The sequence below is a fragment of the Sinomonas sp. ASV322 genome, from assembly GCF_030908245.1.
In the GTDB taxonomy this organism is placed as follows: domain Bacteria; phylum Actinomycetota; class Actinomycetes; order Actinomycetales; family Micrococcaceae; genus Sinomonas.
Genome location: NZ_JAVFJJ010000007.1, coordinates 47,442 through 59,817, shown reverse-complemented (window position 1 = coordinate 59,817; position 12,376 = coordinate 47,442). Strand labels below are relative to the sequence as shown.

Here is a 12,376-nt window from a genome sequence, read left to right as displayed (position 1 = left end):
GCACCCTGGGGCGGGCGTGGGAGGCGCGTACGACGGCGGCGCTCGCCGCGGCGGCGTCCCGTCACCTGCTGCTGAAGGCGGCGTCGAACGCGGCGGCCGGGGGCGAGATCTTGGCGAGCTGCCTGACAAGGGCCAGCGCCTGCGGGGCCCCGACGAGCCGGTCCATGCCGGCGTCCTCCCACTCGACGCTCGTGGGCCCGTCGTAGCCGATCGCGTTGAGCGTGCGGAAGATCGGCTCCCACCGCACGTGCCCGTGCCCGGCGGTCACGAAGTCCCAGCCACGCCTCGGATCCGCCCACGCGAGGTGCGAGCCGAGGCGGCCGTTACGACCGTCGAGCTGGCGCACGGACTCCTTGACGTGGACGTGGAAGATCTTCTCGGCGAAGTCCTGCAGGAACATGACGGGGTCGAGGTCCTGCCAGATGAAGTGCGAGGGGTCGAAGTTGAGCCCGAACGACTCCCGGTGCCCGATCGCCTCGAGCGCGCGCTTCGCGGTCCAGTAGTCGTACGCGATCTCGGACGGGTGGACTTCCAAAGCGAACCGCACCCCGACCTCGTCGAAGGCGTCCAGGATCGGGTTCCACCGGTCCGCGAAGTCCTGGTACCCGGCCTCGATCATGCCCTCCGGCACGGGCGGGAACATCGCGACCGCCTTCCAGATCGAGGACCCCGTGAACCCCGTGACGGTCCGGACGCCCAGCCGGGCGGCTGCCCGAGCGGTCGCCTTCATGGCCTCGGCGGCCCGCTGACGCACGCCCTCGGGGTCGCCGTCGCCCCATACCTCCGCCGAGAGGATCCCACGGTGCCGGACGTCGATCGGGTCGTCGCACACGGCCTGGCCGGTGAGGTGGTTCGCGATCGCGAACACCTGCAGCCCGTTCCGCTCGAGGACGTCGAGCCGGTCGCGGACATACGCGTCGTCGTCGGCGGCCCGGACGGGGTCGAGGTGGTCGCCCCAGCACGCGATCTCAAGCCCGTCGAAGCCCCACTCCCCCGCGAGCCGCGCGACTTCCTCGAACGGCAGGTCGGCCCACTGGCCGGTGAACAGCGTGATCGGCCGGCCCATCAGAGTCTCCCTCCGACTTTGGTCCAACGGCTCTCGTCCGCGGCGCTCGCCTCGACGGCTTCGAGGACGCGCTGCACCTGGAGCGCGTCAGCGAACGACGGCGCGGGCTGCTTCCCCGCGGCGATCGCCTCGACGAGGTCCACGACCTGGTGTGTGAACGCGTGCTCGTACCCGAGGCCGTGGCCCACCGGCCACCAATGCCCGGTGTAGGGGTGCGAGGGCTCGGTGACCTGGATCCGGCGGAAGCCCGCGTTGGGCTCCTGCGCGGCGTCGTACACCCATAGCGAGTTCATGTCCTCGAAGTCGAACGCGAGCGAACCCTTCGTGCCGTTGACCTCGAGCCGCATCGCGTTCTTCCGTCCGAGGGCGAACCTCGTCGCCTCGAACACGCCGATGGCGCCCGCTGATCCAGCGCCGCCGTCGAACCGCGCGGAGAAGATCGCGGCGTCGTCGACCGTCACCGGCCCCTTCGGCGCATCGGCGCCACCACGCCCGCCGAGCCCCACGAAGTCCCCGGCAATCGGCCGCTCCTTCACGAACGTCTCGAGCAGCGCCGAGACCCCCGCAATGTCCTGCCCGGTGACCCACTGGGCGGCGTCGATGATGTGCGCGCCGATGTCCCCGAGCGAGCCCGAGCCGGACTTGGACTTGTCGAGCCGCCACGTCAGCGGCGCGTTCTCGTCCGTGAGCCAGTCCTGGAGGTACTGCGCGCGGACGTGCCGGATCTCCCCGAGCTCGCCCGCCTCCACGAGCCGCTTCGCGAGCGAGAGCGCCGGGGTGCGCCGATAGGAGAATCCGCACATCGAAAAGACGCCCCGGGCCGCCGCGGAGTCCGCGACCGCCGTCATCCGCTCGGCCTCCTCGACAGAATTGGCGAGGGGCTTCTCGCACAGCACGTGCTTGCCCGCCTCGAGCGCGGCGATCGCGATCTCCGCGTGCGTGTTGCCCGGCGTGCAGATGTCGATGAGATCGATGTCGTCCCGCTCGATCAGGCGCCGCCAGTCCGTCTCGGCGGACTCCCAGCCCAGCTTCGCCGCGGCCGCGGCGACGCGCTCGGGGTCCCGGCCGGCAACTGCTGTGAGGCGCGGTGCGAGCGGGAGGTCGAAGAAGCGCGGCGCGGTGCGCCACGCGTGCGAGTGGGCGGCGCCCATGAACGCGTACCCCACCATGCCGACGCGCAGGGGCTTCGTGTCGGTGATGGAATTCCTCTCAGTCATCGGTCTGTCCTTTCCGGAGAATCACTTGCTGAAGCCCGCGGTCAGGCCACTCACGAGCTGGCGCCGGGCCACGACGTACACGACGAGCAACGGGAAGGTCGCGAGGACCACTGAGGCGAGGATCGCGGGCACGTTGACGCTGAACTCGCCCTGGAACGTCCACAGGGAGAGCGGCAGGACGCGCGTGTCCGGGCTCTGCGTGAGGATGAGCGGGAAGAGGAAGCCGTTCCAGACATTGAGCGCGTTGTAGATGCCCACGGTCACGACGGCCGGGCGGACCAAAGGCAGCGCGAGGCGCCACATCATGGCCCAGTCGCTCGCCCCGTCCAGGCGCATCGACTCGAACAGCTCGTTTGGCACGTCGCGGAGGAAGTTGCTCAGGATGAGAACGGAGATGGGGATCGCGAACGCGATCGAGGGGAGGATGAGGGCGAGCAGGGTGTCGTACATGTGGGCCCGTGTGATCATCCAGTAGATCGGGATGATCGTCGCGTGCAGCGGGATCGCGAGGCCGAGGAGGAAGAGCTTGTTGGTCGAGTTGAGGAACCAGCCCTTGCCGCGCACGATCGCGTACGCCGCCATGAAGGAGACGAGCAGCGTCGGCAGGACGCTCCCGACCGTGACGATGAGACTGTTCGCGAAGTACCGCACGAAGTCGCTCTCGAGCACGAGCTGGTAGTTCGCGAACGTCGGCTCGGTGGGCGGGGCAAGCGGGTTCGACGTGAAGAAACCCGCTTGATTCTTGAGGCTCGTGATCACCACGTAGTAGATCGGCAGGATGATCACGGCGAGCCAGATCCAGCCGCCGAGCCCGCCGAGGAAGTTCGGCCGTGCCCTGCCGCGCGTCACCGACCGGGGGCTGGCCTGCGGACGACGGCGCGTGGTCGCTGCCGGGGTCGCGGGGGCTTGCGTCGTGGAAGCCATCAGGCACCTTCCAGTTGGCTTGCCGAGCGGTTCTTGCCGCCGAGGCGCTGCAGGAGCAGGGCCAGGGCGAGGCCGATGACGACGAGGATCACGCCGAGCGCGCTCGCGGCACCCATGTCGTTGGCCTTGAAACCGGTCAGGTACATGTGCAGGGGCAGGAGGCGGGTCGAATAGCCCGGGCCGCCGGCCGTGAGGATGAAGATGAGGTCGAAGTACGCAAGGGATCCGACCGCCATGAGGGTCGAGGACGTGATGATCGTGTACTTGAGCTGCGGGAGCGTGATGTTGAAGAACTGCTGGATCCGGCCCGCGCCGTCGATCTGCGCTGCCTCGTAGAACGAGACCGGGATCTGCCGCACACCGCCTTGGTAGATGAGCGTATGGAACGGCACGAACTGCCACGCGATGACGAACACGACCACGAACAGCACAAGGTCGGAGTTGCCGAGCCAGTCCTGCGCGAGGGCCGGGATGCCCAGGCCGGGCCCCATCCCGAAGTTCGGGTCGAGGAGGGCCTTGAACGCGATCGCGATCGCCGCGGAGGAGAGCAGGAGAGGCACGAAGTAGAGGACCGCGAGGACAGCCCGGTACTTCTGCCGGCCGGCCGTGAACACGCCCAGGAGGAGGCTGATCGGGGTCTGGACGATGTAGGAGAAGACCATGATCTTCGCCGTCACCCACAGCGCGTTGCCGGTCACCGGATCGGCGAGCGTGCGCGCCCAGCTTGCAACGCCGTCGAACGTTATCTCGCCGAGCCCGTCCCACTTCGTGAAGCTCAGCGCGACGACGCCCCCGAGCGGGATGATCGCGAAGACGAGGAAGAACACAAGGGCCGGGACGGCCAGCCACCCCGACGGGCCCGTTTCGCGGGCCCGCCGGGAGGCAGTGGTGCTGAGAGCCATGGCTACTTGCCGATCGTCGCGTTCATCGTGCTGACGAACTGCTCGGGGGTGATCTTCTTGAGGAAGATCTGGTCAAGGTTGGCCAGCATCGCGTCGCCCTGGGCCGGGCTGAGCGCCTGGTCCCACGAGAGCGTGAAGCTCGGGGCGTTCTTGACCATGCCGTACACGAAGGTCAGGAAGTCCTTGTCCGGGGACGCGGCGAGCTTGCTCTCGATGCCCTTCACCACGGGCACCGCGCCCGAGTCGATGAGGCCCTGAGTGTTCTCATCCGAGAACATGCCGCTCTTGATGTAGTCGAGCGCGGCCTTCTTCTGGCTGTCGGTCGCCTTCGAGGAGACCGACCAGAAGTTCGACGGGTTGCCCACGATGCTCGTCGGGTCGCCCTTGCCGCCCCCGACGGTCGGGAACGTGGTCCACGCGATCTTGCCGCTCTTGATCGCGTCCGGCGCGTCGCGCTTGAGGGTCTGGTAGATCCAGCCGCCCTGGAGGATCATCGCGGCTTTGCCCGTGTAGACGAGGGCCTGGTCGGCGTTGCTGTCCGCCGCGATCGAGGAGAATCCGTTGACGAAGCCGCCAGCGTCGGCGAGCTGCTGGATCTTGGTCAGCGCCTCGGCGACGGCCGGGTTCGACCACGCGTTCGGCTTGTTGGCCGCGATGTCCGCGAAGACCTGCGGGCCGCCGATGCGGTCGGTGAGGTACTCGAGCCACATGAGGTCGGGCCACTTCGACTGGCCGCCGAGCGCGAACGGCGCGATGCCCGCCGCCTTGAACTTCGGCACGAGGGCCATGAGGTCATCCCAGGTCTTGGGCGGCTGCGCGCCGACCTTGTCGAAGAGATCCTTGTTGAAGTACAGGACCACGGGCTGGGCGTTGTTGTTCGGGAGCGCGTAGGTCTTGCCGTTGATGACGCCGTTCTGGAGCACGGACGGGAGGTAGCGGTCCTTGACGTCCGGGTTCTGGGAGAGGTAGTCGGAGAGGTCCGCGACCTGGCCGGCATCGACGTAGGACTTGAGGACGCCGCCGCCCCAGCCGTAGATGAACGTGGGGCCCTGCCCGGCGCCGACGGCCGTGCGGACCTTGGTCTTGTAGGCGTCGTTGGCGAAGAGGTCGAGCTTGATGGTCTCGCCCGAGTGCGCGCTGTTCCACGAGTCGATCGACTTCTTCAGGACGGACTCGTTGCCGCCGGTCAGACCCCACATCGTGGCCGAATCGGCGCTCACCGCGGAGCCAGCGGGGCCGGCCGAACCGCAGGCTGCGAGCGTGACGGCAAGTGCTCCGGCGCACAGCGTGGCCGCGGCGGTGCGCAGTTTTGTGATGTTCATAGTCTTCCGTTCATCCTCCGGGGTCGTCGCTGCCCACCCGGGCCGGGAGGGGCCATCGCCCTCAGCAGTGAGAGTGAATGGCCCTCGGCGTGGTCGGGATTGCTTCTGTTGATCGGGGGCCGATGTCGAAATATTTCGCATTCTTATCGGACCGCCCTGCAACCGTAGGACGTGATGGGAATCACGGTCAAGGGGTCTCGATGAAAAAGTTTAGATCGTTGACGAAATGCCTCCTCTTGCGCCGTCACCTCCGGAGGGTCCCCTCCGCTTGCGCCGTCACCTTTGGTGGGTCCGCACCGCTTGCGCCGTCAGCTCCGGTGGGTCCGCACCCTTCAAAGGTGACGGCGCAACAGGGGAGACTCGGACCCGGCGGCGCAAACGGGACCCCGGGCTTGACGAAGCCCCTCGGGCCACCCCAGACTTTCGGTAGCGAAATTGTTTCGAAAGTTCACCACGACCGAGTTCAGGAACGGCATGTCCCTCACGCCCTCGAACGGCAAGCCCACGCTCGCCGCGATCGCGCGCCTCACGGGCGTATCCACGCCCACAGTGTCCAAAGTGGTCAACGGGCGCGAGGATGTCGCGGCAGAGACCCGCGCCAAGGTTCTCGCTGCGCTCGAGGAAGCCGGGTACCAGTCGCCGGGCCAGCGGCGCACGGCAAGCGGCACCGGCGTCGTCGACGTCGTCTTCGACTCGATCAACTCGAACTACGCCTCAACCGTGCTCAGCGGGATTCTCGACTACGCGTCGGAGGCCGGCGTCGAGGTCCTGCTCAGCGTCACGGGGGGCCTGCCCGCCGCGCGGCTCGACGTCGGCCGCCGCGCGCAGCGCATGCTCGACGAGGGCCGGGCCGGCATGATCGTCGTGACGTCCAGCCTCACGGACGCGCACCTCGCGTCGTTCCGACGTCGGCGGATTCCCGTCGTCGTCATCGACCCGCTCAACCCGCCGCCTGCGGACGTCATCAGCGTCGGGGCGACCAACTGGTCCGGCGGCCGAGCGGCGGCCGAACACCTCCTCGACCTCGGCCATCGCCGCATCGCGTACCTTGGCGGCCCGGAATCGGCGGAGTGCAACCAGGCGAGGCTGCACGGCTACATGTCCGCCCTGATGTCGCGCGGAGTCCAGGTGTTGCCGGACCTCGTGATCCATGGGAAGTTCCGCACCGAGCACGGCGTCGAGGGGCTCACGAAATTGCTGTCGCTGCCCGAGCAGGAGCGCCCCAGTGCGATCTTCGCTGGCAACGACGCGATCGCCGTCGGCGTCCTCCGCGAGGCACGACGGCGGGGAATCCGCGTCCCCGAGGACCTGAGCCTCGTGGGGTTCGACGGCACTGCCCTCGCCGAGGATTCGGTCCCGGCCCTGACCTCGGTGACTCAGCCGCTGCACGACATGGGGCGCGCCGCCCTGCGCACCGTGCTGCGGCAGTCGCGGGGCGAGCAGATCGATTCTCACCGCGTCGAGCTCGCGACGCAGCTCGTGGTCCGCGAGTCGACGGCGCCGCGGCCGGGGATCAGGGCTGGTGGCTGAACCCGCTGCGCGGGACGACGACGCCGAAGAAGGCCAAGGCCCTGGCCGCGGCAGGATGTGGGTTTCCACACTCAGCCTCGCCGCACCGAACGCCGGATCATCGCCTTACGCTTCTCCCGTCGTTGGAGACCGCACCGGCTCGCCTACCTCCTGCGCCTTGCCCGCTCGACGGTCGGGCGTGTCCCGACCCGAAACCGGACGCCGCTTCTGGAACCCTCCGACCTGAGCGAAAGAAGGCGCGGGACGGCGGCGAGAATCGTGAACGGGATGATGGCAGTCAGGACGGGCGATGCCAGCACCATGGCTGGCGCGATGAGGAACGGCCACCCCTTGCGGGCAGCGACGATCACCAGAGCGAGGGCAGCGATGCCACGCAGCACGAAGCTCAGACTGCCGTCCGGCGTCCCGCTCCTGTTGTCGATGAGGAATAGCAGCCAATCCCGCCACGATGCGGGATCGACGACATAAGAGACTCCGACGATCAGCGCGGTTGCGGCGACCCCCTCGAGAAACCGCGTCCACTCGCCGCGGAACGCGAACCACAATAGACCGATCCCCGTGGTTACCTTCGTGAGGATCGGAAATGACCAGACCGAGGGTCGACGCAGACCCAGCACGGCCGAGGCCGAGAGCAGCAGGTAGATGTTGCTGACGATCAGTTCCGGCAGGCACAGCAGGAAGAGGGGGATGGCCCACCTCAGCCGCAGCGGCTTGACGAGCCACCACGCGACTACGGCCTCGAACACGACCCACATCACCTGGAAGACCGGCCACGGCAACAGCCCGAGCGGCTTGATCGCGAGGGCGAACGCCGGCGAATACAGATAAGCATCGCGCTCTCCGGGAACGCCTCGGTAGAGCTCGGAGCTCCGGGCCGCAAGCCAGTAGGCGTGGGAGTCCTGACCCAGCTCGCCACCCAGCACGAAATGGCGGATTGTTACGAAGACCATCACCGCGCTCAAGAGCCAGATCAGGATCCCCGCCGTGCGGACCAGGAGGGGATACCGCGCAGCGACGAGGCTTCCCGTGCTCACGGAAGGAGCCGATTGCCCGGGCGTCACACCTTCGCTCGGTTTCATGTGACCGATGTTGCCATGACGAGTCTTCGGTGCGGCAGATGGCAGGCGCGAATCCACTAGCGCTACCGCCTCCGACCCGTCCATTCGAGCAGCCGATCGCGCGGCCACGTCGTCACGACACGTTCGGCCGGGACGCCGTTGGCCTCGGCCCGCGCAGCCCCGTAGCGGAGGAAGTCCAGCTGCCCGGGCGCGTGCGCGTCGCTGTCGATGCTGAACAGGCAGCCGGCGTCGACGGCCCGCCGGATGAGGTCATCGGGCGGGTCCTGCCGCTCGGGCCGCGAGTTGATCTCGACGGCGACGCCGTTCGCGGCGCAGGCGGCAAAGACCCGCCCCGCGTCGAACTCCGATTCCGGGCGCGTGCCCCGCGCGCCCGTCACGAGGCGGCCTGTGCAGTGGCCGAGGATGTCGGTGTGCGGGTCGTCGATCGCGCGGAGCATGCGCCTCGTCATGGTCGGGGCGTCCGAGCGCAGCTTGGAGTGGACGCTCGCGACGACGACGTCGAGCTGGGAGAGCATTTCGGGTTCCTGGTCGAGCGTCCCGTCTTCGAGGATGTCCACCTCGATCCCGGCGAGCAGGCGGAAGCCATCGCCTGCCCGCTCGTTGGCGGCGTCGATGAGGTCCACCTGCTGGGCGAGTCGCTCGGGGGTAAGACCGTGTGCAATCGTGAGATTCGGCGAATGGTCGGTCACGGCGAGATACTCGCGGCCCAGCAGCCTCGCGGCCTGCGCCATCGTCTCGAGGGGCGAACCGCCGTCGGACCAGTCGGTGTGGCTGTGCAGATCTCCGCGGAGCAGCCCGTGAAGCTCGCTGCCGGGCAGCTGCTCAGCACCCTCGCGCAGCGCGAGGAGGTACTCAGGCACGTGGCCGTCGACGGCCTGCCGGATCACCTCGAAGGTGCGGTCCCCGATCCCCTTCACCCGCCGAAGCCGCCCGTCGCGCACCCCGGCGGCGACGTCGTCGTCCGTCATCCCCGCGATCACGGAAGCCGCGTTGCGGAAAGCCCGCACCTTGTACGCCGGGGCGAGGTCGCGCTCGAGACGGAAGGCGATCTCGTTGAGGGCTTCGACGGCGTCCATGCGCCCATACTGCACCTTCCCCGGGCGACGCTGGGACGGCCTTGCGCCGCCGACCGTTGCGGCGAAGGACGGAGGTCAGAGTCGAACACCACAATTCGGGGACCGAATCCCGCGAAAACACGGAAGAGGGGCCCCGAATTGTGTCCGTTCCCACCCGCGCCGATCGTTCAGATCCAGCGGGGGGCCGCAGGCAACCCGCTGGGCCGACCACCATTTGTCGCCGTGACAGGCGCGCCGGGCTCGGCACCACGGCCGGCGGCCCAGCGGACGACGGCGGCGAGCGGCCCCTCGACAACCGTCACCCCTCGCGCTGGCTCGCCGAGAGTGAGCCCGGCGTCCTCGCCTCCGGCCACTCGAACCGCGAGCCCGACGGCCTCGCCGCGTTTCTCCCACGCGCCCCAGATGTCCCCGAGGAGGGGCCGCAGAACCTCGGCGGGGACGTCTGCAAAGCGGGCGCCGTTGTCGAGGTCGACGGCGTGGAGCCACACCTCGCGCGTGCGCATCCACACGGTCTCGGACACCGGCACGAGCCGCCCTTGCGCCGTGCGAACCTCGACGTCCCAGCGGTCGGCCGGAAGGTCGCGCCACTCCACCGAGAGGTGGATCGCCGAGTGGTCGAACAGGTTCTGCAGGGCGACCGGCGGCAGGGTCGCGCCGAACTCGATCTCGGCGTTCCGTGCCTCGGGCGAGGAATACATGGGCGTCTCAACCCCGGTCGCGGCCCATTCGACGAGCCGCGCGACCGCCCGCGCGTTGTAGCCCACGTGGGCTATCACGTGGCGGCGGGTCCACCCGGGCAGGAGCGAGGGCCCGTCGAGGTCCGCGTAGGAGAGTTCGCCCAGCTTGCGCGCGAAGAACGCCGTGCCGCGCCGGGCCGTGAGCAGCCCGGCGCGAACCTCCGCGTCCTCGACGAGGTCGTGGCGCGCGACCACGTCAGGCCCCGGTGTTTGTGGCTGCGCCCGCGGCAGCCACGGGGAGGACGACGCCGGCCGGCGCCACCGCGGGCAGCTCCGCCTGGGCGCGGGCGACGTTGCGCAGCTCGCCGATGCCCTCGATCGCGACCGTGACCGTCTGGCCGTCCGTGATGTACACCTCGGGCTTGCGTGCGCGGCCCACGCCGCCGGTCGTGCCGGTGAGGATGAGGTCACCGGGGTTGAGCGTGATCATCTCCGAGATGTAAGAGACGAGGTACTCGGGCCCATGCACGAGGTCGCCGATCGAGCCGCGCTGCATCTCGGCCCCGTCCACCTCGGTGGTGATCGTGGCGTTCCGGTCGAGCTCCTCGGGCGTGACCATGACCGGGCCGACGGGCGTCGACGCCTCCCAGAGCTTGCCCTGGAGCCACTCCTTGGTGCGGAACTGGTAGGAGCGCATCGAGATGTCGTTCGCGACGGTGAACCCCGCGATGTATTCCCCCGCCTCGGCCTCGGACACGCGGCGGGCGCGCTTGCCGACGACGACGACGAGCTCGGCTTCCCAGTCGATGGCCGGGTCCGCGGCGGGCAGCTCGACGTCGTCGAACGGGCCGGTGAGCGTCTCGGCGAACTTCGCGAACAGCGTCGGGTACTGCGGCAGCTCGCGGCCCATCTCGTGGATATGGCTCGCGTAGTTCAGGCCCACGCACAGGACCTTCGACGGCGACGGGACCACGGGCGCGAGGTCCGCGCCGCGCACGGGGTGAGCGGCGCCGTCGGCCGCCGCAGCGATCTCCCGCCAGCCCTCGGCGGCGAGCAGCGCGCCCAAGTCCTCGTAGCCGGGGATCTCCACAAACGTGTCCCCGTCCTGGCGAACGGCGATTGTCTCCGCGGCGGTCCCGGCAGAGGGCAGGCGCAGGGTCGCGAGCTTCACTTGGTATCTCCTTCGATAAACGTGCGGTTGAAGTGCAGTCGCTCGAAGATCGGCTGGTCGCCGAACCTGAACAGGTCGAACTGCGTCTCGGCCTCGATGGACCACGCGGCCCACGACGGCACGACGATCATGTCGCCCTTGCCGACGGCGGTCCGCTCGCCGTTGAGCACGAACGCGCCCTCGCCCTCGAAGACCTGGTAGACCGAGGAACCGACTTCGCGCGCAGTGCGGGTCGCCACGCCCGCGCGGAGGCGGTGGAACTCGGCGCGGATGGTCGGCATGACATCGCCGCCGGTCGTCGGGTTCACGTAGCGGATCGCGGCGTGGCCCTGGCCCACGGTCGCAGGGTGGCCCTCGTCCTCGAGCGCGAGCTGCTCCGTGAGCGCGCGGTCGGTGTGCTCCCAGCGGTACGCGCCGATCGGCGAGCTCACGGTGTTCTCGAGCCGCGACAGCGGGCGCAGGCCCGGGTGCCCCCACAGGCGCTCGGAGCGCGAGATGTCCGGCGTGGCCTCGTCCGAGACGCGCTCGGTGCCGAACTCGAAGAAGCCCGCATCCATCCCGTGCACGAACGGGATATCGAGGCCGTCGATCCACGCCATAGGCCTATCGGTCTCGTTGTGGTGGCCGTGGAAGTTCCAGCCCGGCGTCAGGAGGAAATCGCCCCGGCTCATGCGGACCGGGTCGCCGTTGACCACGGTCCACACGCCCTCGCCCTCGACCACGAAGCGGAACGCGTTCTGCGAGTGCCGGTGCTCGGGCGCGACCTCGTGGCCGCCGAGGTACTGGATCGCCGCCCACAGGGTCGGGGTCGCGTAGGGGCGCCCGCCGAAGCCCGGGTTCGCGAGCGCGATCGCGCGCCGCTCCCCGCCGCGGCCCACCGGCACGAGCTCGCCCGCGCGCTCCGCGAGGGGCAGAAGCGTGTTCCAGCGCCACACGTGCGGGACGGCGGCCGGGGTCGGGACCATGGGCATGAGCTCGTCGAGCTGGGTCCAGAGCGGGATCATGTTCTCCCGCGCCATGGTCGCGTACATGGCCTCGAGCTCCGCGGCCTCCTCGGGCGTGGGCTCGCTCGCGACCATCGCGTTGTGGGAGCTCGCGTGGGTGACCTCACCGTCGATGCTCATCATGGCCTCCTTGCCAGCTCGATGCTGTTGTCCGGGTCACCATCGAGACTGCGGGGCCGTGAGCTCTGGGGCCAAGGATATTCCGCACACCAGAATATCCCGTTCCCGTCCAAGGGTCACCTCCCGCGGGTCTCGCCCCATTCGGGGCCCACGCCGGCGAGGGACCCGGCCTGAGCTTGGGAAGGTTGGGAGCCGGCGGGAGGGTCACCTCCCGCGGGTTCCCACCCACCGAAGGTGACCCTCGAACGCGATTCCTCCCTCCAGAATCTCGTTGTTCGGCGGGACGGA

Annotated in this window: 10 protein-coding genes and 2 pseudogenes; 2 read left to right on the top strand and 10 right to left on the bottom strand. The window is 69.1% G+C overall.

Translation table 11 applies throughout. From position 1 onward, the window contains the following. Positions 1-61: 61 nt before the first annotated feature. Genes RBS12_RS11310 through RBS12_RS11290 form a run of 5 tightly spaced genes read right to left on the bottom strand, consistent with a single transcriptional unit; the run spans position 62 to position 5,431 of the window. Entirely contained in the window at positions 62-1,066 is a 1,005-nt protein-coding gene (locus RBS12_RS11310; RefSeq protein WP_307966208.1) for a sugar phosphate isomerase/epimerase family protein, read from the bottom strand. Beyond that, positions 1,066-2,265 (bottom strand): Gfo/Idh/MocA family oxidoreductase, encoded by a 1,200-nt coding sequence (locus RBS12_RS11305; protein WP_307966360.1) that lies wholly within the window; start codon positions 2,263-2,265, stop codon positions 1,066-1,068. Before RBS12_RS11305 ends, RBS12_RS11310 begins: the two co-directional genes overlap by 1 nt. Positions 2,266-2,304: 39 nt before the next feature. Continuing rightward, entirely contained in the window at positions 2,305-3,207 is a 903-nt protein-coding gene (locus RBS12_RS11300; protein WP_307966207.1) for a carbohydrate ABC transporter permease, read from the bottom strand. Continuing rightward, positions 3,207-4,109: a sugar ABC transporter permease gene (locus tag RBS12_RS11295; RefSeq protein ID WP_307966206.1), complete on the bottom strand. Its 903-nt coding sequence runs from the start codon at positions 4,107-4,109 to the stop codon at positions 3,207-3,209. Before RBS12_RS11295 ends, RBS12_RS11300 begins: the two co-directional genes overlap by 1 nt. Before the next feature lie 2 nt (positions 4,110-4,111). Beyond that, positions 4,112-5,431, bottom strand: coding sequence for an extracellular solute-binding protein (locus RBS12_RS11290; RefSeq protein WP_307966205.1), 1,320 nt, complete (start codon positions 5,429-5,431; stop codon positions 4,112-4,114). A gap of 474 nt (positions 5,432-5,905) precedes the next feature. Between RBS12_RS11290 and RBS12_RS11285 the strand changes: the two genes are divergently transcribed. Further along, positions 5,906-6,961 carry a LacI family DNA-binding transcriptional regulator gene (locus RBS12_RS11285; RefSeq protein ID WP_307966204.1) on the top strand — a complete coding sequence of 352 codons (1,056 nt, stop codon included), beginning with the start codon at positions 5,906-5,908 and terminating at the stop codon, positions 6,959-6,961. 75 nt (positions 6,962-7,036) lie between these two features. Beyond that, positions 7,037-7,183, top strand: a pseudogene (locus tag RBS12_RS11280) (IS481 family transposase); the annotation flags it as partial. 59 nt (positions 7,184-7,242) lie between these two features. On the opposite strand, the pseudogene RBS12_RS11275 reads toward RBS12_RS11280, so the two are convergent. The 5 genes and pseudogenes from RBS12_RS11275 to RBS12_RS11255 all read right to left on the bottom strand — a co-directional run. Further along, positions 7,243-7,911: pseudogene (locus tag RBS12_RS11275) on the bottom strand (glycosyltransferase family 87 protein); the annotation flags it as partial. Between the two features lie 191 nt (positions 7,912-8,102). Continuing rightward, a complete protein-coding gene (locus RBS12_RS11270) occupies positions 8,103-9,116 on the bottom strand; it encodes a PHP domain-containing protein (protein ID WP_307966203.1) in 1,014 nt (337 codons plus the stop codon). Between the two features lie 167 nt (positions 9,117-9,283). Further along, positions 9,284-10,048 carry a maleylpyruvate isomerase family mycothiol-dependent enzyme gene (locus RBS12_RS11265; RefSeq protein WP_307966202.1) on the bottom strand — a complete coding sequence of 255 codons (765 nt, stop codon included), beginning with the start codon at positions 10,046-10,048 and terminating at the stop codon, positions 9,284-9,286. A gap of 1 nt (position 10,049) precedes the next feature. Continuing rightward, complete coding sequence (locus RBS12_RS11260) at positions 10,050-10,964, bottom strand: fumarylacetoacetate hydrolase family protein (RefSeq protein ID WP_307966201.1); 915 nt, start codon at positions 10,962-10,964, stop codon at positions 10,050-10,052. Further along, entirely contained in the window at positions 10,961-12,088 is a 1,128-nt protein-coding gene (locus RBS12_RS11255) for a cupin domain-containing protein (protein WP_307966200.1), read from the bottom strand. Before RBS12_RS11255 ends, RBS12_RS11260 begins: the two co-directional genes overlap by 4 nt. Between the last annotated feature and the right edge of the window lie 288 nt (positions 12,089-12,376).